Here is a 20,203-nt window from a genome sequence, read left to right as displayed (position 1 = left end):
GTTCCCCGGTTCACGCCGCTTCGCCGGCCAGGTGCGCTGGGATCTCTGCTGCGCCATCGCCCGAGTCGGCAACTCATTGCCGCTAACAGATGGCCTGAATTCGAGCGCGATCGTCAAGCCGCACACCGCAACGGCGCTCTCGGGATGGCCCCGGCAGCTTGACTTTCGTCATGGCCCGGCAGGGCGCTTTCTGGCCCGCTCGGAGCCGAAGGATCTCGGCAGCCCCGGAGACGGCCGGATTGCTGCCGGTCCGCCCGGACCAGAGACGCGAGCCTTCGGCGAAGATGCAGAGCGATGTCGGGCGCTATGACGGTGCAGTCCTCTTTGCCGAGGGCTTCCGTCCCTTCTTCCTGGCGGCGGCGCTGCATGCCGTCCTGGCGCTGCCGCTGTGGCTGCTGATCTTCTCGGGCCGTGTCGATCTAGGCCTGACGATTGCCCCGTCGCACTGGCACGCGCACGAGATGCTCTTCGGCTATCTCGCCGCGGTCCTGGCGGGCTTTCTGCTGACCGCCGTGCCCAACTGGACCGGCCGCCTGCCGATCTCCGGGCGGCCTTTGGCCGGCCTCTTCGCGCTGTGGCTGCTCGGCCGCCTGGCGCAGGCGCCCGGCCTCGCCCTCGGGCCGGTCGCGCCGCTGCTCGACGTTCTCTTCCTCGTCGTTCTGGCGGCGGTGGTCTGGCGCGAGATCTGGGCCGGGCGCAACCTGCGCAACCTGCCGATTTGCCTGCTGGTGACCTGTTTCGCCGCCGCGAACATTGGCTTCCACCTCCTCGCCGCGGAAGGCGACCCGGCGGGTTTCCTGCGCGGCGGGGTCGGGATCGCCGCCCTGCTCATCGCCCTGGTCGGCGGCCGCGTGGTCCCGAGCTTCACCCGCAACTGGCTGGCGAAGCGCGGCGAGGCGAAGCTGCCGCGGCCCTTCGGCCGCTTCGACCAGGCCAGCCTGGCGGTGACCGCGCTCGCCCTGCTGGCCTGGGTTCCGGACCCCGAGGGACGGCCCGCCGGCCTGCTCCTGATCGCAGCGGGCCTGCTCCAACTGCTGCGGCTGTTGCGCTGGCGCGGTTGGCGCAGCCTGGCCGAGCCGCTGGTGCTGGTCCTCCACCTCGGCTTCGCCTGGCTGCCGGTGGGGCTGGCCCTGCTGGGCCTGGCCGCGCTTCGCCCCGAGGCGGTCTCTGGGAGCGCCGGCCTTCACGCCCTGACCGCCGGCGCCGTCGGCCTCATGACCCTGGCGATCATGACCCGCGCCACGCTCGGCCACACCGGCCGGCCGCTGACCGCCGGCCCGGGGACCCAGGTGATCTACGCCCTGGTCCTGATCGCCGCGGTCCTGCGCGTCGCGGCGCCCTGGCTGCCGCTCGACCAGACGGCGGTGGTGATTTCCTCGGGCCTGCTCTGGTCCGGCGGCTTCCTGGGCTTCGTGCTGGTCTACGGGCCGATGCTGCTACGTCGTCGCCGGCCGGGGGCCGCCGAGGACGCTTGATTGAAGTCAAGGCCCGCCGGCCCGGACCGACGTAGCCCTGTCGCAAGGACGGGTCACCCTTGGAGGCCGAGGCCAATGAGATTCAAGCGGGTTCTCTTCGTCACGTTGCTGATCGGCGCCGTTCTCCTGGGCGAATGGCTGTGGCTGACGGCGGGTCGGGACCGGTCCGCCCCCGAGGTCGCCTCCGTCGCCCCGGCCCAGGCGGTGATTCCGGGCGGCGGCTTTTCGCTCATTGACCATCAGGGCCAGCCCAGCAGCGAGACGGCTTTCCCCGGCAAACACCTCGTGCTGGTCTTCGGCTACACCTTCTGTCCCGACGTCTGCCCGACCACCTTGGCGTCGCTGGCCTCGGCCCTCGACCTCCTGGGGGAGCGGGCGGCGGCGCTGCAGCCGCTCTTCGTGACCATCGATCCCGAGCGCGACACGCCCGAAGTCCTTGCCGACTACGTCGCGGCCTTCCATCCCCGGCTCGTCGGATTGACCGGCAGTCCCGAGCAGATCCGCAAGGTGGCGCGGGACTACCGGGTCTACTACGCCAAGGTGGGCACGGACGAGGCGGACTACCTGGTCGATCACAGCGCCTACATCTACCTGATCGGTCCCGATGGCCGGACCTTGACCTATCTGAAGCACGACGAGAGCCCGGAGATCCTGGCGGCCAAGCTCGGCGGCTTCCTCGACCCGCAGACCTCGGATGGTGGCGAAACCGTTTCGGCGGCGGAGAACGCCGGGGGCTGATCGAGGCCCGCGGAGATGGAGCTGCTCGCCCTCGCTGCCGTCGCGGTGGTGCTCTACTTCTTCTCCGACTGGACGCTGCGGCGCCTGGAGACCATGGCGGGGCGGCGCTTCGAGCAGCGCAGCGTGGTCTTCTTCGCCATCCTGCTGGTGTCCCTGCTGGTCAGCTTCTCCGTGATCCGGACTCTCGCAGGCGGATAGCCGGATCCGCAGCGCCTGCGGACCTTGATGAAAGTCAAGGACGCGCGCAGGGCGTCGAACACTATTGGGCACGATGGAGTCGGAGGCGGCCTGTAAAGACCTCCGGCCGCGCGAAACGCTCGCCTCAAGGGGAACGCTCATGTCGACATCAGATTCGGACTCCGGTCAGACCCAGCCAGAGGCGGAGGGCGCGGCGCCAAGCGGCCGCGTTCCGGCCATGCAGCGCCTCTTGGACAACCCCTTCCTCTTGCTGTTCCTCGGCGTCGTGATGCCGACGGTCTTCTATCTGATCTGGGGAATCATGGAAGTGATCCAGATTCCCATCGCGGAATAGCGGGAGCGGACAGCCATGGCGATTCAACCTGTCAAGGGCAACTGGTGGTCCGAGCCCCTGCACCGCATGGAGATCATCTGGATCTCCATCGCCTTCCTCTGGGGCCTGGTGATGTTCTTCGCGATGATCTACTGGCACCTGGAGGGCGAGCAGAACCTCTCCAACGAGGCCTACCGGATCACGCCCGACGCCTTCGCCGAGAAGACCGAGGCGATGGTCGAGCGGTACCAGGTCGGCGAGGAGGGCGACACCGGCGTGCCCGTGGTCCATCCACCGCCGGGCAGCGACGTCTACATGATCTCCCGGCTTTGGGAGTGGTGGCCGGTCCTCGAGCTCGAGAAGGATCAGAGCTACCGCCTGCACCTCTCCTCGATGGACTGGCAGCACGGCTTCTCCCTGCAGCCGACCAACATCAACCTCCAGGTCCATCCGGACTACGAGATGGTGCTGACCATCACGCCGAACGAGGCGGGGGACTTCTTCGTCGTGTGCAACGAGTTCTGCGGCGTCGGCCATCACACCATGGTCGGCAAGATCCGCGTCGTCGATAAGCAATAGAGGCAGTCATGACCGCAGGCGTAATGGATGGGGCTCTGGCACGGCCAGAGGAGAAATACCGGATCTGTGGCGACACCGGCTTGCACGTCTATGCCAAGGCGGAAACCCTGATCAAGGCCAACGCCGTAGCTGCCGTCGTCTTCCTCGCGGTCGGCGGGCTCTTCGGACTGCTGGTGGCCCTGACCCGCTGGCCGGCGGTGCACATCCTGCCGGCCGAGTGGTTCTACGCGATCCTGACCGCGCACGGCGCGGCGGTCCTGCTGTTCTGGATCATCTTCTTCGAGATCGCGATCCTCTACTTCGCCTCGGCGGTCCTGCTCAACTGCCGCCTGGCCGCGCCGCGCTTCGCCTGGCTCGGCTTCCTGCTGATGATCGCCGGCTCCCTGCTGGCGACGGTCGCCGTGCTGCAGGGCGAATCCAGCGTCATGTTCACCTCCTACGTGCCGATGCAGGCGGCGCCGCACTTCTACCTCGGCCTGATCCTCTTCGCGGTCGGAGCCCTGCTCGGCTGCATGGTCTTCTTCGGCACCCTGGTCATCGCCAAGGAGGAGAAGACCTACGAGGGCTCGGTGCCGCTGGTCACCTTTGGGGCAATCACGGCGGCGATCATTGCGGTCTTCACCATCGCCTCGGGCGCGATCATCCTGATCCCGACCTTTCTCTGGTCGGTCGGCTACATCACCCACATCGACTCGGTGATGTACAAGCTGGTCTGGTGGGGCATGGGCCACTCTTCGCAGCAGATCAACGTCTCGGCCCACGTCGCCGTGTGGTACGCCATCGCGGCCCTGGTGCTCGGCGCCAAGCCGCTGTCGGAGAAGGTCAGCCGCACGGCTTTCCTGCTCTACATCCTTTTCCTGCAGCTGGCCTGCGCCCACCACATGCTGGCCGAGCCGGGCCTGAGCTCGGAATGGAAGGTCTTCAACACCAGCTACGCGCTCTATCTCGCGGTGCTGGGCAGCATGATCCACGGCATGAGCCTGCCCGGCGCGATCGAGGCGGCGCAGCGCCGGCGCGGCTTCAACAAGGGCGTCTTCGGCTGGCTGCGCCAGGCGCCCTGGGGCAACCCGGCCTTCTCGGGCCTGTTCATCTCGCTGGTCTTGTTCGGCTTCCTGGGCGGCATCTCGGGCGTCGTGCTCGGCACCGAGCAGATCAACCTCCTGATGCACAACACGCTATACGTGCCCGGGCACTTCCACGCCACAGTGGTCGCGGGCACGACCCTGGCCTTCATGGCGATTACATATCTGGTGGTGCCGCTGATCTTCCGGCGCGAGCTGATCATGCCCGCGCTCGCCAGGTGGCAGCCCTACGTCTTCGGCATCGGGGTCGCGGGCATTTCGCTCTTCATGATGGGCGCTGGGACCCTGGGCGTGTCGCGCCGGCACTGGGACATCACCTTCGGCGACTCGATCTTCACCTTCGACTATCCGGGCACGGCCTTCCTGATGATGGGGCTGAACGGCATCTTCGCCGTCCTGGCAACCGTCGGCGGCGCCATGTACGTGATCGTCGTGGTCGGCTCGATCCTCTTCGGCAAGGTTCGCGACGAGGCCGCGATCAAGGCAAATCCCATCGTCGCCCCCGGCGGCGCGGTCTCGACCTACGGCAGCGAGGGCACCCTGAAGCTGCCCGGCACCATCGTCCTGGTCTCGGTCTTCTTCCTGGCCTTCGTTCTCTACTACTTCATCAACTGGAAGTTCCTGTCAGAGGTCTGGCCGCTGAGCTGAGCCGCCGGCGATCTGGAGACGGGTGAATGGCAGACACCATCGGGCAGCTCTGGTCGGTCTTCAAGCTCCGCATCGGCCTGGCGATCATGCTCTGCGCGCTCGGCGGCCTGGCGGTCACCCCGGGGCCGGCGGTCGAGGGCTGGAAGGTCGCGGTCCTGGCCCTGGCCGTCCTGATGTCGGCGGCGAGCGCCGGCGCCTTCAACCAGTACGTCGAGCGCGATCTCGACGCCCGCATGGCACGGACCCGCCGGCGCCCCTTCGTGACCGGCGCCTTGAAGCCCGGCCCGCTCTGGCTGGTCGCGATCCTCGGCATCCTGGTCCTCGCCGTGGCCATGGCGGCCTGGGCTTTCAACGCGGCGGTCGCGATCCACGTCTTCCTCGGCGCCTTCACCTACGGCGTGGTCTACACCATCTGGCTCAAGAACCGGACCTGGACGAACATCGTCTTCGGCGGGCTGGCCGGCAGCTTCGCGGTCCTGGCCGGGGCCTCGGCCGTAGACCCGAGCCTTTCGGCCGCGCCGATCGTGCTGGCCGTGGTTCTCTTCCTTTGGACCCCGCCGCACTTCTGGAGCCTGGCCACCGCCCTGCACAAGGACTACGCCGCAGCCGGCGTGCCCATGCTGCCGGTGGTGGTCGGCGACGCCCTGGCGGCCTGGGTCATCCTCGGCCATACCCTGGCCCTGGTCATCCTGTCGCTGCTGCCGGCCGCGCTCGGCATGGGCTGGATCTACCTTCTGGGCGCGGCCGCTGGCGGCGCCTACTTCGTTCAGAAGTCGGTGCAGCTGGTCTTGGACCCCGGCCCCAGGGCGGCGATGGCCAACTTCTTCGCCTCGCTGGTCCAGCTCGGCCTCCTGCTCTTCGCCGCGATCGCCGATCGCCTGATCCTGGGATAGGGCCGGCCATGCGCGCCCGGGCCATGCACGCTCTGGCCAGGCAAGCCCGCGTGTGCGCCCTGGCTTCGCTCTGGATCCTCGCGGGCCCGGCCGAGGCGGCGCCGGATCCCGCCGTCGCCTTCGACCCGGAGGCGGCGATCGCCTACAGCCAAGCGGCCATCGGTCGCGACCTGGGCGACTACGACTTCCTCGACACCCGGCGCCGGCCGGTCCAGCTGGCCGCCTATCGGGGCAAGCCCCTGGTCGTGAACCTGGTCTTCACCGCCTGCGCCGAGTCCTGCCCGATCGTCGTCCAGACCCTGCAGGACGCGGTGGCGGTGGCGCGGGACAGCCTCGGCGCAGACAGCTTCTCGGTGGTGACCATCGGCTTCGACACCCGCGGCGACACGCCGGCGCGGATGCGCGCCTTCGCGCACGGCCAGGGCGTGGACCTGGCGAACTGGGCCTTCCTCAGCGGCGACGCCGAAACCCTCGAGCGCCTGGTCGAGAACCTGGGCTTCATCTACTTCCCCTCGCCGCGCGGCTTCGATCACCTGGCGCAGACCACGATCATCGATGCCGAGGGCCGCATCTACCGGCAGGTCTACGGCGCGACCTTCAAGGCCCCGGCGCTGGTGGAGCCGCTGATGGAGCTGGTCTTCGGGCGGCGGGCCGAGGCCGGCGCGGTCACCAACTTGGTGAACCGGATCCGCCTGTTCTGCACCTACTACGACCCGAACAGCCAGCGCTACCGCTTCGACTATTCCATCTTCATTGCCTTCACCGTCGGGGCCGCCAGCCTGCTCGGCATGGCGGTCCTGCTGCTGCGTGCCTGGTGGCGCAGCCGGTCAACGACCCCCTCCGGCCTCCCGGAGTCCCGGTCTTGAGCTTCCTTCAGGGCTGGATGAGGGCGGGCTTCCAGACCGTCGAAGGCTGGCTGGACGGCCTCTTCGGTCCACGGTGGAACCCGCTCTATCAGCTCGGCGCCCTCGGCTTTTTCTATTTCTGGGTGGTCGCGGTCAGCGGCATCTACCTCTACATCTTCTTCGACACCGGCACCACAGAGGCCTACGACTCCATCGCCTACCTCACCAGCGAGCAGTGGTACCTTGGCGGCGTGATGCGCAGCCTGCACCGCTACGCCTCTGACGGCATGGTGCTGATGATGGTCGTTCACATGCTGCGGGAGTTCGCCCTCGGCCGCTATCGCGGTCCCCGCTGGTTCACCTGGGTGACCGGGGTGCCGGTCCTCGCGCTGGTCTTCATCGCCGGGATCTCGGGCTACTGGCTGGTCTGGGACCAGCTCGCCCAGTACATCGCCATCGCCACCACCGAATGGCTGGACTGGCTGGCGATCTTCGGCGAGCCGATCGCGCGCAATTTCCTGACGCCGGCCTCGCTGGACGACCGTTTCTTCACCCTGATGACCTTCATCCACATCGTGGTTCCGCTGCTTCTGCTCCTGGTCCTCTGGATCCATCTGCAGAGGGTCACCAAGCCGCAGATCAATCCGGGGCGCGGCCTCGCCATCGGCACCTTCGTCATGCTGCTGGCGCTCGCCTTCGTGAAGCCGGCGGTGAGCCACGGCCCCGCGGACCTGTCGACGGTGCCCTCGGTGCTCAAGCTCGATTGGTACTACCTGGTCGCCTATCCCCTGATGGACATCTTCTCCAAGGGTGCGGTCTGGGTCTTTCTCGGGGTCCTGGGGCTGATGCTGGTGATGCTGCCCTGGCTGCCGCCGCTGCGCCGCACGGCCGAAGTCGCGGCCGTGGTCGACCTGGCGAACTGCAACGGCTGCGCGCGCTGCGCCGATGACTGTCCCTATAACGCCATACAGATGCGGCCGCGCAGCGACGGCCTGCCGTTCGAGCAGGAGGCCGTCGTCGACGCCGATCTCTGCGTCGCCTGCGGCATCTGCGCTGGCGCCTGCCCGACCAGCACGCCCTTCCGTCGGGCCAGCGCTCTGGTCCCGGGCATCGACCTGCCGCAGCGCAGCCTGCGCGCCCTGCGCGACCGGGTCGAGGCCGCCGCGGCGTCGACTTCGGGGCAGCGCCTGGTCCTGGTCTTCGGCTGCGACCACGCCGTCGCGGTGGAGCGGCTCCGGCGGGCCGAGATTGCGGCGGTCTCGCTGCCCTGCACGGCGGCTCTGCCGCCCTCCTTCATCGACTACGTGCTGAGCCGGGATCTCGCCGGCGGAGTCGTCATCACCGGCTGTCGCGACGGCGAGTGTCACAACCGTTTCGGCATCGAGTGGATGGCGGCGCGTCTGGCCGGCACCCGCGACCCCTACCTGCGCCGCCGGGTCCCGCGCGAGCGCCTCTCGGTCTGCTGGGCCGGCAGCGGCGACCGCCGTCGCCTGGAGCGCGCGATCGAGGACTTCCAGGCCGCGCTGGCCGACCTGCCGGCGCCGGCAAAGCCGAGTCCCGGGCCGCCTTCCGGCCCGCCGCTCGGGCCGAATGCCGGACGCCAGGGCGAGAAGATCGATGCCTAGGCTGCTGCGATACCTCGGCCAGGCGCTGGTCTATGGCCTGATCGCGGTGCTGCTCGGGTTCTTTGCCGACAGCCCGGTTTACGAGCGTTTTCCCGAAGACCAGGGCCAGCTGACCTTGAACATCGCCCACAGCGGCGAGCGTCTTGGCGCGTGCCGGCGCCTGACCGCCGAGGAGATCGCCGCGCTGCCGCCGTCGCAGCGCAAGCCGATGATCTGCGAGGATCGCGGCCGCCAAGCGGTCGTGGTCGAGATCGAGCTCGACGGCGCGCTGCTGGTCGGCGAGGCGGTCCCGCCGAGCGGACTCTTCGGCGACGGACCCTCCCAGCTCTACGCGAACTTCGTCGTGCCCAGCGGCCGGCACAGCCTGGTCGCCCGCCTGCGCGACAGCGACCGCGCAGAGGGCTTCGACTACAGCCGCGAGGAGACCGTCGACATCGCGCCGCGCCGGCGCCTGGTCATCGAGTTCCGGGCCGAGGCGGGCGGCTTTCTTTTCACCGAGGCGGCGGCAGGCCCGGAGCCGCGGAGGCTGGCCGACGCCGATCCGTCCGCGGACGGAGGCCGGCGATGACCCTGGTCGAATGGCGCGACGAGTTCCGCACCGGGATCGCCTCGGTCGATCACGAGCACGAAGCCCTGATCGCCTTGTTGAACGATCTCCACGGTCGGCTCCAGGGCGGGGCGGACGAAGAAGCGGTCGCGGATTTCCTTGGCCAGATCCACGCCCAGATCTCTGCGCACTTCGCCCTGGAGGAAAAGATCATGCGCGAACGCGGCTACGACCAGTACGCTGAGCACAAGGCGGACCACGAGGCGCTGCTCGACGGCATCCGAGACATCATGGACAATCAAGCGCGCGGTGCCTACGCCGACTACGACGAGGTCCTGTCAGAGCACCTGCAGAGCTGGTTCACCCAGCATTTCAAGACCAAGGACGCGCGCCTGCATCGGATGTTGGGATAGCGCTACTGGGCGCGGCTCCAGGCGAGGGCCCGGTCCTCCTCGACGTAGTTGCGCAGCGCTTCCACGTCGCGGATCGCGGCTTGATTGTGAGAGACGCTCACGCCCTGTTCCCGCAGCCTGGCGAAGGACCGCGACAGGCTCTCCGGCTTCATGCCCAGGCGCCCCGCGATCAAGGACTTGTCGTAGGGCAGGGTGATGGTGCAGGCGCCGGTCTCGACCGGGCAGAGGTCGACCAGGAACTCGGCCAGGCGCTGGGCGCCGGTGTGTGCCTTCAGCTGCTCGATCTGGCTGACAAGGCCGTGCAGGTGCATGAAGGAGGCCGCCAGCACCGCCAGGCAGAGCTCCGGCCGGTTCCGCATGCGCGACAGGATGGCCTGCGACGGAACCGACAGCAGCTGACAGCTTGTCACCGCCTCCGCGGTGACCGGATAGGGCACGCCCGAGAAGACCGCGGCCTCGGCGAAGCTGCGGCCCTGGGTGAAGACGCCGACCACGGCCTCGGTCCCGTTCGGGGTCATGCGGAAGAGCTTCACCCAGCCTTCGATTACGATGAAGATGTAGTCGGCCGCGTCGCCCTGGAGGAAGATCGTCTCGCCCCGGTCGAAGTGCCTGGTCACGGCGGTCTGCAGAAGCTCTTCCGCCAGATCCTTCGGGAGGCTCTTGAGTATCAGGGTCTCTCGGGCGATCTCAGCCACCGCGGGCTTGCCGTACATGACGAACTCCCGGCTCGTGTCTTCTTGTTGGTTCTTGGCAGTCTCACCATTATGCCGGAAGCGCCAGCATTCTCATTGATCGAGATCAATTTCCGCTGAGTTGGCGCCCCTGGTCGGTTCCTCCGGCCGCGGCGGCGGCCTGGCTCGCCCGCGCGCGGCGCTGCGCCCGCGCCACCAGCGGGGGACAGGTCGTCGCGTCGTAGTAGAGCGTCTGGCAGTTCAGGCAGTGGATGCATTCGTTGGGGTTGATCTGGCCCAGCGGGTGGATGGCCTGCACCGGGCAGCGGCTGGCGCAGATCCGGCATTCCCGGCCGCACTGGACCTTGCGCTTCAGCCATTCGAACATGCGCAGGCGGGCGGGGATCGCCAGCGCGGCCCCCAGGGGACAGAGATAGCGGCAGAAGAATCGCTGCACGAAAAGCCCTGCGACGAGCAGCCCCAGGGCGTAGAGCAAATAGGGCCAATCGCGCAGGAACTTGAGCGTGATGGCCGTCTTGAAGGGCTCGACCTCGGCGAAGCGGAAGGCCAGGGTCACTGAATGCAGGGAGATTGCGAAGAGCCCCAGGAAGAGAATGTACTTGATCGGCCAGAGCCGCTCGTGCAGGGCGAAGGGGATCGAAAGCTGCGGGATGCGCAGCCGCTGCGCCGCCATGTTCAGCAGCTCCTGCAGGGCACCGAAGGGACAGAGCCAGCCGCAGAAGACGCCGCGGCCCCAGAACAGAAGGCCGATGGCGACGAAGCCCCAGAGTAGGAAGATCAGCGGGTCGAGCAGGAAGAGCTCCCACTGGAAGCCGGTCAAGAGCGCCTGGACGAAGGTCAGGACATTGACCACGGAGAGCTGCGCCCCCGCGATCCAGCCGAGCCAAACCAGCGTGACGACGAGGAAGGCGATGCGCACTCTGCGATAAACCCGGTAGCGCCGCGCGAGGGAGTCCTGGAACACCAGGATCGACGCCAGGGCCAGCAGCAGCAGCGTCAGTGCGGCGACCTCGAAAGCGCGCTCCCGCCAGATCTCCTGCCACAAGGTGGGTTGCGGCGGGACGGCCTCGGCCTCCTCGATGCCGCCGAGGAAAAGCCAGGCCGGCGGCCGATAGCGCAGAGGGAAGGTTCCCGTGACCAACCCGCCAGAGGCGCCTTCCCGGCTCACCAGGAGCACCAGCTCCCAGGGCCGAGCCGGGTCGAAGCCGCTGGCCGCCGGCAGCTCGAAGACGCCGATTTCGCGCAATGCCGGGGCGCCCGCGGCACGGAGCTCCTCGACGTTGCTGTAGGAGTCGCGGGTCAACTTGATCGTGCGGGCGTCCTGGCGCAGTTCGATGCGCTCGAAGACGCCGCTGCGGCGGTAGCCGGTGCCCTTGAAGGAGTAGAGCCCCTCTGCCGCGATCAGAAGCAGGTTGTCCTCGGCGCCCATCTCGGCGAGCAGCGACTCGTAGCTCCGCCGGCCGAGCAGGTTCTGGCCGACGCTCGGCGTCGTCGCCAGGCCGGCGAGCAGCGTGATAAAGGTCTGCTCGGCCTCGGCGCCGCTCGGCGGAGTCTCGCCGAGGACCGCTGCGGCCTCGCCGCGGGCGACGTCGCGCCGGACCAGCGCGCCGCGCTCTATCAGTTCGCCCCAGGTCGCGGGAGCGAAGCTGCCGCGGTCGAGCTGCGGTCCGGCGCCGGCACCGCCGAGCAGTCCGCGGGCCGCGGCGACGGCCCGGCCGCTGCGCAGGATCGCGTCCTTGATCACGGCACTGGAAACCGTCGCCCCGGCCACGACCTCGGGCAGGGAGGGGTCCTCCGTTTCGGTCGTGAGCCTGCCCGTTGCGAGGTCCAGACCTGCGAAGCCGGCGACGTAGGACTCCAGGTCCTCCGGGGTGACGCCGATGACCAGGATTGGCTCCTGATGAGCGACCAGCCGTGCGCCGGCGACCCGGGCCTCCAGGTCGATCGCCAGCCAGACGTCGACCGGCTTGCCCGAGTAGCCGACCGAGGCGATCGCCGCCTGGCTCGAGACCAGGTAGCCGAGTAGCCGGCCGTCGCGGCTCACCTCGGCGGCGGGCGGATTTCCTTCGAAGGCGCTCAGGCTGAGCGAAGGCTCCGGCACCGCGAAGAGATCGGCGGCGAGGCCGGTATCGGCGCGCGCCCAAGACGGCAGCAGCAGCGCCGCGAGAACGGCTGCGGCCAGGCGCGACAAGAGCGAGGAAAGCGGCATTTATCGACACTAGACCGGCCCAGGGGACGGGCCTTGACCAAGATCAACTGCCATACCGCAGCCATAATTGATCGAAGTCAAGGCGAAGCATCGTGCGGCGCTGCATCTTGACGCTGCTCCATGTGTCCTGGGAGAGAGACCATGACTTTTTGCACTGCCCAGCCGAAGGCGGCGCTCCTGCCGTCGCTCGCGTTATCCATCGTCCTGTCGCTCGGCCTGACGCTTCCGGCCGCAGCGCAGTCGCCAAAGCCCGCCGATGTCGAAAAGCACAAGACCACACCAGGCGGCAAATACGAGCCGAGCCTGGACGTCCTGAAGGAAGGCGAGCTGGAAGCGCCCGGCGCCAAGGAAGGCGTGCCTTCGATGACTCAGGAAGAGTTCAACCGCGCCAACCAGATCTACTTCGAGCGCTGCGCTGGCTGCCACGGTGTGCTGCGCAAGGGCGCGACCGGCACGGCCCTGACCACCGACCTCACGCGTGAGAACGGCTACGACTACCTCCGAGATTTCATCACCTACGGTTCTCCGGGCGGGATGCCGAACTGGGGCACCTCGGGCGACCTCAACGAGAAAGACATCGATCTCATGGCTCGTTATCTGCTGAACGAGCCGACGGCGCCGCCGGAGTTCGGCATGGCCGAGATGAAGGAGACCTGGAAGGTCCTCATCCCGGTCGAGGAGCGGCCGACCAAGAAGATGAACGACTACGACATCGAGAACCTGTTCTCGGTGACGCTGCGCGACACCGGCGAAGTTGCTCTGATCACGGGCGACTCCAAGGAGATCGTGGCGGTGATCCCGACCGGCTACGCGGTCCACATCTCCCGGCTCTCGGCTTCCGGCCGCTACCTTTTCGTCATCGGCCGCGATGCCAAGGTCAATCTGATCGACCTCTGGATGGAGGAGCCCCAGACGGTGGCCGAGCTCAAGATCGGCTCGGAGGCGCGCTCGGTCGAAACTTCCAAGATGGAGGGCTGGGAGGACAAGTACGCCATCGCCGGGTCCTACTGGCCACCGCAGTACGTGATCATGGACGGCGCCACCCTTGAGCCACTCAAGATCATGTCCACCCGGGGCATGGTCTATGACACGCAGGAGTACCATCCGGAGCCGCGGGTCGCGGCCATCGTCGCCTCGCACTACCGGCCCGAGTTCATCGTCAACGTCAAGGAAACCGGGCAGATCCTGCTGGTCGACTATCAGGACATCAAGAACCTGAAGGTCACGGCGATCGAGGCCGAGCGCTTTCTGCACGACGGTGGCTTCGACTCCACCGGCCGCTACTTCCTGGTCGCGGCCAATGCCCGAGACAAGGTCGCCATCGTCGACACCAAGGAAGGCCGCCTGGTGGATGTGATCGAGTCCGGCGGCATCAAGCCGCACCCGGGCCGCGGCGCCAACATCGTGCACCCGACCTTCGGGCCGGTCTGGGTGACCAGCCACCTGGGCGACGAGACCATCTCCCTGATCGGCACCGATCCGGAGAAGAACAAGGAGCACGCCTGGAAGGTGGTGCAGACTCTCGAGGGACAGGGCGGCGGATCGCTCTTCGTCAAGACCCATCCGGAGTCCAAGCACCTCTACGTCGACACGCCGCTCAATCCCGAGGCCGAGATCGCCTCTTCGGTCGCGGTCTTCAAGATCGCCGACCTGACCAAGGAGGAGCCGGAGTACACCGTACTGCCAATCGGCGAATGGTCGGGCATCAGCGAAGGCGTGCGCCGGGTGGTCCAGGGCGAGTTCAACCAGGCCGGCGACGAGATCTGGTTCTCGGTCTGGAACGCGGTGGACCAGGAATCGGCCATCGTGGTCGTGGACGACAAGACCCTGAAGATGAAGCATGTCATCAAGGACCCGCGGCTCAAGACGCCGACCGGGAAGTTCAACGTCTACAACACGCGCAAGGACGTCTACTGAGCGTGCTGTGGTGTCCACGGGCGGCGGGTCTCGACCGGCCGCCCGTACCGCTTCCAGGCTTCCAAGGGAGGCACTGATGCAGGATGTTGGACGGGTCTTTTTGGTCGGCGCCGGGCCGGGCGATCCGGAGCTTCTGACCGTCAAGGCGCTGCGTTGCCTGGAAGGCGCCGAGGTCGTCGTCTACGACCGGCTGGTCTCCGACGAGATCCTGGCGCTGGCGCCGGCCGGGGCGGCCAGGATCTACGTCGGCAAGCAACCGGGGCACCATCCGGTGCCGCAGGGCGAGATCAACGCCCTGCTGATCCGCCTCGCGGAAAGCGGCCGTCGCGTGGTCCGGCTCAAGGGCGGCGACCCCTTCGTCTTCGGGCGCGGCAGCGAGGAGGCGGCGGCCCTTTCGCAGCGCGGCGTCGCCTGCGAGGTCATTCCCGGAATCACCTCAGCCCAAGGTTGCGCGGCCCGGGCCGGGGTGCCCTTGACACACCGCGGCCTCGCGACCGGCGTGCGCTACCTGACGGGACACTGCCGCGAGGACCAGGACCTCGAGCTCGACTGGGACGGTCTGGCAGATCCCGAGACGACCCTCGTCGTCTACATGGGCCGCGCGCACATCGAACAGATCGCCGAAGAGCTCATGGCGCGGGGCCTGCCGGCCGAGACCCCGGCGCTTGCGGTCAACAACGGGACGACCCCTCGGGAACGCCGGTTGCTGACCAGCCTGGCGGCCCTGCCGGCCGCGGTGCGGGCGGCGGACTTCGAGGGTCCGGTCCTGTTCATCATCGGCAAGGTGGCGGCTCTGGGCGCCACCTTGGGAGAGGCGGAAGATGGCGAAGAGCCTCGCGTGGCTTCCGGCGCTTAGCGCCGTCGCGCTCGCCGCCTGGGGCGTCGCCGCCGGCACGGCCGGAAAGCCTACGCCCGAGCGGCAGGCGGCCCTGTCCTATCTGGTGCGGCAGGATTGCGGCTCCTGCCACGGCATGACCCTGAAGGGCGGGCTCGGCCGCCCGCTGCTGCCGGAGGCCCTGGCCGGGGCCGAGGCCGAAGCCCTGGCCGAGGTCATCCTCGACGGGATTCCCGGCACGCCGATGCCGCCCTGGCGCGGCCAGCTCAGCGAGGCGGAAGCCCTCTGGATCGCCCGGGCCCTGAAGCGAGGAACCATCGAATGATGCGGGTCGCGACCCTGATTTCCGTCTTTCTCCTGGCGTCGGCACCGCTGGGCGGCCTCGGTGCGGAGGAGCTGCGCGGGACCGGCGACCTCGGCATCGTGGTCGAGCGCGCTGGCGGCTCGGTGCAGATCGTCGATACCAGCGCGCGGCGGGTGCTCGGCCGGGTCGAGGGCCTGGGCGACCTCTCGCACGCCTCGGCGGTCTTCTCCCCCGACCAGCGCTATGCCTTCGTCTTCGGCCGCGACGGCGGCCTGACCAAGATCGACCTGCTGACCCGGCGCATCGCCAAGCGCATCGTCCAGGCCGGCAACTCGATCGGCGGGGCGATCTCCGACGACGGCCGGCTGGTCGCGGTCTCCAACTACGAGCCCGGCGGCGTCCGGGTCTTCGACGCCACGACCCTGGAGCCGGTCGCCGACATCCCGGCCGACTACGGCGCCACAGGCCAAGGGACGGGCGGCGCCCGCTCCAAGACCGTGGGCCTGGTCGACGCGCCGGGCCGGCGCTTCGTCTTCACGCTCTACGATGGCGGCGAGATCTGGGTCGCCGACTTCTCCGGCGGGGCGACGCCCCGGGTCACGAAATACAAGGACATCGGCGAGCTGCCCTACGACGCCCTGATCACCGGCGACGGCCGGCACTATATTGCCGGTCTCTTCGGCGAGGATGGCCTGGCGCATCTGGACCTCTGGGCGGCGCCGCCGAAGGTCGAGCGGATCCTCGACGGCTATGGCCGGGGCGAGGAGAAGCTTCCGGTCTACAAGATGCCGCACCTGGAAGGCTGGGCGCGGGCCGGCGACCGCTTCATCCTGCCGGCGGTCGGACGCCACGAGCTGCTGGCGGTCGACGCCGGGAGCTTCCGCGAGCTCGGCCGGATCCCGGTTCACGGCCAGCCGATCTTCGCGGTGGCCCGGCCCGACGGCCGCCAGGTCTGGGTCAACTTCGCCCATCCCCGGAACGACACCGTGCAGGTCGTCGACGTGCCGAGCCTGGAGGTGATCCACGCCTTCGAGCCGGGCCCGGCCGTCCTGCACCTGGAGTTCACGCCGCGCGGCCACGAGGTCTGGATCTCGGTCCGCGACGCCGACAAGGTCGAGGTCTACGACACCCGCAGCTTCGAGAAGCTGGCGGAGCTGCCGGTGGCCAAGCCGAGCGGCATCTTCTTCACCGCTCGCGCGACGCGGTTGGGCCTATGATCGAGACGTTGACTCCGCTCGAACTGGCGCTGCTCGACCGCTGGCAGCGGGACTTCCCGCTGGAGCCGCGGCCCTTTGCGGTCCTGGCGACGGCACACGACACCGACGAAGCGGCCGTGCTGGAGCGGCTCGCCGACTTCCGACGGCGGGGCCTGATCTCGCGGGTCGGCGCCGTGGTGCGGCCCAACACGGCCGGCGCCAGCACCCTGGCCGCCATGGCCGTGCCGCCGGCGCGCCTGGAGGCGGTGGCCGCGCGGGTCGACGCCGAGCCCGCGGTCAACCACAACTACGAGCGCGAGCACGAGATCAATCTCTGGTTCGTCGTCGCCGCGCCCGACCGCGCGGCGGTGACGGCGGCCCTGGCGCGCATCGCCCGGGACAGCGGCCTCGAGGTGCTCGACCTGCCCCTGGAGCGGGCCTACCACATCGACCTGGGTTTTGGCCTGGACAGCGGCGGCGAGTCCCCACGCCGGGGCAAGGCTGGCAGCGCGGCGCCGGCGTTCGTACCCGACGCCGCGGACCGGCGGTTGCTCTCGGCCATTGAGGATGGCCTGCCCCTAGTGCCGCGTCCTTTCGCCGCCGTGGCCCACCGTCTCGAATGGAGCGAGGCCGAGGTGATCGACCGCCTGCGCCGGCTCTGCGCCGGCGGCGTCATCTCCCGCTTCGGCCTGGTGGTCCGGCACCGCAGCCTCGGCTACCGGGCCAACGCCATGGCGGTCTGGGACGTCGCGGACGAAGATGTCGACCGGGTCGCGGCCGTCTTCGCCGGCCAGCCCTTCGTCACGCTCTGCTACCGCCGGCCGCGGCGCCGGCCGCGCTGGCCTTACAACCTCTTCTGCATGATCCACGGCCGGGACCGGATCACGGTCGAAGGCCAGATCGGCCAACTGAACGACACCGCGGGGACACGAGCGCTGCCGCAGGCCGTGCTTTTCAGCCGCCGCTGCTTCAAGCAGCGCGGCGCCCGCTTCTCCGGCGCGGCCAAGGAGGCGGCGGCATGAGCGTAGCGCTCGACTCCCTGGACCGGCGGATCGTCAATGGCCTGCAAGGCGGCTTCCCCGTCTGCGAGCGGCCCTATGCCGAGGCGGCGGCGGCACTCGGGATCGAGGAGGAGGAGCTGATCGCGCGCCTCGGCCGGCTGGTCGAGACCGGCGCGTTGAGCCGCTTCGCACCCCTGTTCAATGCCGAGCGCCTGGGCGGCGCGGTCTGCCTCTGCGGCATGGCCGTGCCCGCGGCGCGCTTCGACACCGTCGCTGAACAGGTCAACGCCCATCCCGAGGTCGCCCACAACTATGCCCGCGACCACGCCCTCAACATGTGGTTCGTCCTGGCTAGCGAGCATCCGGAGCGCATCGAAGAGGTCGCGAAAGCGATCGAGGCCGAGACCGGCCTGAGCGTCTACAGCATGCCCAAGCTCGACGAGTTCTTCATCGGTCTCAAGGTGGAGGTTTAGCCGTGCTCGACGACCTGGACCGCCGGATCATCGCCGCCACGCAAGGCGGCCTGCCGCTGGTGCCGCGCCCCTACCACGCCCTGGCCGAGGCCCTGGGCGTCTCGGCGGAGAAGGTGATGGACCGCCTGCGCCGGATGCAGGCGCGGGGCGTGGTGCGCCGGATCGGCGCGGTGCCCAACCACTATGCCCTGGGCTGGACCGCGAACGGCATGAGCGTCTGGGACGTCGAGGATGCCCGGGTCGCAGAGCTGGGTCCACAGGTCGGGGCCCTGGATTTCGTCAGCCACTGCTACCGCCGGCCGCGGCACCTGCCGCTCTGGCCCTACAACCTCTTCGCCATGGTCCACGGCCGCAGCCGCGAGGAGGTCGAGGACAAGGTGGCGCGCATCTCGGCTCTGCTCGGCCCGGCCGCGTCGGCCCACGAAGTGCTCTACAGCACCCGGATCCTGAAGAAGACCGGCCTGCGGATCGCGGCCTGAGGAGAAAAAGATGTTCCGGCTCAGCCAGTTCATGCAGGAGATCGTGGCGCCGACCCCCTTGGGGCCGAAGCGCAATCCGCCGGGGCCGGTGGTGATCTGGAACCTGATCCGCCGCTGCAACTTGCTGTGCAAGCACTGCTATTCGATCTCCGGCGACGTCGATTTCCCGGGCGAGCTTTCGACCGAGGAGGTCTTCGCCGTGATGGATGACCTCAAGGCCTTCCGCGTCCCGGTGCTGATCCTCTCCGGCGGCGAGCCGCTGCTGCGTCCGGACATCTTCGAGATCTCCCGGCGGGCCAAGGACCTCGGCTTCTACGTCGGCCTCTCGTCCAACGGGACCCTGATCGACGAGAGCAACATCGAGCGAATTCAGGACATAGGCTACGACTACGTCGGCATTTCGCTCGACGGCCTGGGCGAGACTCACGACCGCTTCCGCGGCCGCGACGGCGCCTTCGCCGACTCCCTGGCCGCCGTGCGGCTTTGCCGCGACCGGGGCATCAAGGTCGGCCTGCGCTTCACCATGACCCTGGACAACGCGCACCAGCTGCCGGCCCTGCTCGACCTCGCCGAGGCCGAGGGCGTCGACAAGTTCTACCTCTCGCACCTGGTCTACGCCGGCCGCGGCAACAAGAACCGGGGCGACGACGCCCGCTGGCAGGTGACGCGCGACGCCATGGACCTGCTCTTCGAGCGGGCCTGGGCCGACGCCGACGCCGGGCGCCACAAGGAGTACGTCACGGGCAACAACGACGCCGACGGTGTCTACCTGCTGTTCTGGGTCCGGCGGCGTTTTCCGGAGCTGGCGGAGCACATCGGTGCCAAGCTGGCCCAGTGGGGCGGCAACGCCTCGGGCGTCAACGTCGCCAACATCGACAACCTGGGCAACGTCCACCCGGACACCTTCTGGTGGCACTACAGCCTGGGCAACGTGAAGGCGCGGCGCTTCTCGGAGATCTGGACCGACCTCTCCGATCCGATCCTGGCCGGCCTCAAGCAGCGGCCGCGCCGGGTCAAGGGCCGCTGCGGCGCCTGCCGCCACTTCGACATCTGCGGCGGCAACACCCGGGTCCGCGCCCTGCAGCTGACCGGCGATCCCTGGGCCGAGGACCCGGCCTGCTACCTGACCGACGCTGAGATCGGAGTCGAGGACGGCGGCGAGCGCCTGACCGTGACACCCTACAGGGGACGCAAGCATGAAGCGGCTCGCCTGCGCGCTTAGCCTCCTCCTGCCCCTGCTGGGCTGGACCGCGCCGCCCGCGGCGGCAGAGGCGGGCGATGCGCTCTACGCCACGCATTGCGCGTCCTGCCACGGCGCCGACCGCCTGGGCGGCACCGGACCGGCGCTGCTGCCCGAGAACCTGCGCCGGCTGAAGCGGGCCAAGGCGGCCAAAGTTGTGGCCGAAGGCCGGGCCGCCACCCAGATGCCCGGCTTCGCCGAGACCTTGAGCGGGGCGGAGATCGAGGCGCTGGTCGCGCTGATCTACACGCCGCTGCGCGAGCTGCCGACCTGGGGCGTCGCTGAGATCGAGGCCAGTCGGACCTTCGAGGAGGCGCGTCCCTCGGTCGATAAGCCGGTCTTCGAAGCCGACCCGCTGAACCTCTTCGTGGTGGTCGAGACCGGCGACCACCACGCGACCATCCTGGACGGTGACCGCTTCGAGCCGCTGCACCGCTTCCCCACCCGCTACGCCCTACACGGCGGGCCCAAGTTCACGCCGGACGGCCGCTACGTCTTCTT

22 protein-coding genes are annotated in these 20,203 nt (G+C 68.8%); 20 read left to right on the top strand and 2 right to left on the bottom strand.

Annotated features, from left to right (window positions below):
- Positions 1–284: 284 nt before the first annotated feature.
- The 11 genes from QNJ30_06575 to QNJ30_06525 all read left to right on the top strand — a co-directional run bounded on the left by QNJ30_06575 (position 285) and on the right by QNJ30_06525 (position 9,356).
- Entirely contained in the window at positions 285–1,475 is a 1,191-nt protein-coding gene (locus tag QNJ30_06575; protein ID MDJ0943109.1) for an NnrS family protein, read from the top strand.
- Positions 1,476–1,550: 75 nt separating this feature from the next.
- Positions 1,551–2,213, top strand: a complete 663-nt coding sequence (locus tag QNJ30_06570; protein ID MDJ0943108.1) for an SCO family protein — start codon at positions 1,551–1,553, stop codon at positions 2,211–2,213.
- 15 nt (positions 2,214–2,228) lie between these two features.
- Positions 2,229–2,411 carry a hypothetical protein gene (locus QNJ30_06565; GenBank protein ID MDJ0943107.1) on the top strand — a complete coding sequence of 61 codons (183 nt, stop codon included), beginning with the start codon at positions 2,229–2,231 and terminating at the stop codon, positions 2,409–2,411.
- A gap of 139 nt (positions 2,412–2,550) precedes the next feature.
- Complete coding sequence (locus QNJ30_06560; protein MDJ0943106.1) at positions 2,551–2,745, top strand: hypothetical protein; 195 nt, start codon at positions 2,551–2,553, stop codon at positions 2,743–2,745.
- Between the two features lie 15 nt (positions 2,746–2,760).
- Entirely contained in the window at positions 2,761–3,303 is a 543-nt protein-coding gene (locus QNJ30_06555) for a cytochrome C oxidase subunit II (protein MDJ0943105.1), read from the top strand.
- A gap of 8 nt (positions 3,304–3,311) precedes the next feature.
- Positions 3,312–5,033, top strand: a complete 1,722-nt coding sequence (locus tag QNJ30_06550) for a cbb3-type cytochrome c oxidase subunit I (protein ID MDJ0943104.1) — start codon at positions 3,312–3,314, stop codon at positions 5,031–5,033.
- A 26-nt stretch (positions 5,034–5,059) separates the two neighbouring features.
- Positions 5,060–5,926, top strand: a complete 867-nt coding sequence (gene cyoE / locus QNJ30_06545) for a heme o synthase (protein ID MDJ0943103.1) — start codon at positions 5,060–5,062, stop codon at positions 5,924–5,926.
- Positions 5,927–5,934: 8 nt separating this feature from the next.
- Positions 5,935–6,792, top strand: a complete 858-nt coding sequence (locus QNJ30_06540) for an SCO family protein (GenBank protein ID MDJ0943102.1) — start codon at positions 5,935–5,937, stop codon at positions 6,790–6,792.
- Complete coding sequence (locus QNJ30_06535; GenBank protein MDJ0943101.1) at positions 6,789–8,396, top strand: cytochrome b N-terminal domain-containing protein; 1,608 nt, start codon at positions 6,789–6,791, stop codon at positions 8,394–8,396. The genes QNJ30_06540 and QNJ30_06535 overlap by 4 nt, the downstream gene beginning before the upstream one ends.
- Positions 8,389–8,964 carry a hypothetical protein gene (locus QNJ30_06530; protein ID MDJ0943100.1) on the top strand — a complete coding sequence of 192 codons (576 nt, stop codon included), beginning with the start codon at positions 8,389–8,391 and terminating at the stop codon, positions 8,962–8,964. The genes QNJ30_06535 and QNJ30_06530 overlap by 8 nt, the downstream gene beginning before the upstream one ends.
- Positions 8,961–9,356, top strand: a complete 396-nt coding sequence (locus QNJ30_06525) for a bacteriohemerythrin (protein ID MDJ0943099.1) — start codon at positions 8,961–8,963, stop codon at positions 9,354–9,356. Before QNJ30_06530 ends, QNJ30_06525 begins: the two co-directional genes overlap by 4 nt.
- Before the next feature lie 2 nt (positions 9,357–9,358).
- On the opposite strand, the gene QNJ30_06520 is transcribed toward QNJ30_06525, so the two are convergent.
- Complete coding sequence (locus tag QNJ30_06520) at positions 9,359–10,069, bottom strand: Crp/Fnr family transcriptional regulator (protein ID MDJ0943098.1); 711 nt, start codon at positions 10,067–10,069, stop codon at positions 9,359–9,361.
- Positions 10,070–10,154: 85 nt separating this feature from the next.
- The gene (locus QNJ30_06515; protein ID MDJ0943097.1) at positions 10,155–12,257 is read right to left on the bottom strand and encodes a 4Fe-4S binding protein; all 2,103 of its coding nucleotides are present in this window, start codon (positions 12,255–12,257) and stop codon (positions 10,155–10,157) included.
- 141 nt (positions 12,258–12,398) lie between these two features.
- Here QNJ30_06515 and QNJ30_06510 point away from each other — a divergent pair, with 141 nt between their 5' ends.
- The 9 genes from QNJ30_06510 to QNJ30_06470 all read left to right on the top strand — a co-directional run.
- Positions 12,399–14,174, top strand: a complete 1,776-nt coding sequence (locus tag QNJ30_06510) for a cytochrome D1 domain-containing protein (protein MDJ0943096.1) — start codon at positions 12,399–12,401, stop codon at positions 14,172–14,174.
- Between the two features lie 76 nt (positions 14,175–14,250).
- The gene (cobA, locus tag QNJ30_06505; GenBank protein MDJ0943095.1) at positions 14,251–15,030 is read left to right on the top strand and encodes a uroporphyrinogen-III C-methyltransferase; all 780 of its coding nucleotides are present in this window, start codon (positions 14,251–14,253) and stop codon (positions 15,028–15,030) included.
- Positions 14,996–15,334, top strand: coding sequence for a cytochrome c (locus QNJ30_06500; protein MDJ0943094.1), 339 nt, complete (start codon positions 14,996–14,998; stop codon positions 15,332–15,334). Before cobA ends, QNJ30_06500 begins: the two co-directional genes overlap by 35 nt.
- Positions 15,331–16,530 carry a cytochrome D1 domain-containing protein gene (locus QNJ30_06495; protein MDJ0943093.1) on the top strand — a complete coding sequence of 400 codons (1,200 nt, stop codon included), beginning with the start codon at positions 15,331–15,333 and terminating at the stop codon, positions 16,528–16,530. The genes QNJ30_06500 and QNJ30_06495 overlap by 4 nt, the downstream gene beginning before the upstream one ends.
- A complete protein-coding gene (locus QNJ30_06490) occupies positions 16,527–17,531 on the top strand; it encodes a hypothetical protein (protein MDJ0943092.1) in 1,005 nt (334 codons plus the stop codon). Before QNJ30_06495 ends, QNJ30_06490 begins: the two co-directional genes overlap by 4 nt.
- A complete protein-coding gene (locus tag QNJ30_06485) occupies positions 17,528–17,983 on the top strand; it encodes an AsnC family transcriptional regulator (protein MDJ0943091.1) in 456 nt (151 codons plus the stop codon). Before QNJ30_06490 ends, QNJ30_06485 begins: the two co-directional genes overlap by 4 nt.
- 2 nt (positions 17,984–17,985) lie before the next feature.
- On the top strand, positions 17,986–18,462 hold the full coding sequence (locus tag QNJ30_06480) for an AsnC family transcriptional regulator (protein ID MDJ0943090.1): 477 nt from the start codon (positions 17,986–17,988) through the stop codon (positions 18,460–18,462).
- A 10-nt stretch (positions 18,463–18,472) separates the two neighbouring features.
- Entirely contained in the window at positions 18,473–19,684 is a 1,212-nt protein-coding gene (nirJ, locus tag QNJ30_06475) for a heme d1 biosynthesis radical SAM protein NirJ (protein ID MDJ0943089.1), read from the top strand.
- Positions 19,659–20,203: cytochrome D1 domain-containing protein (locus QNJ30_06470; GenBank protein ID MDJ0943088.1), on the top strand; the 545-nt coding region annotated here is incomplete at its 3' end. The genes nirJ and QNJ30_06470, both read left to right, overlap by 26 nt.

This window comes from Kiloniellales bacterium, from assembly GCA_030066685.1.
GTDB lineage: Bacteria > Pseudomonadota > Alphaproteobacteria > Kiloniellales > JAKSBE01 > JAKSBE01.
This window is presented reverse-complemented; position numbering and strand designations above follow the sequence as displayed.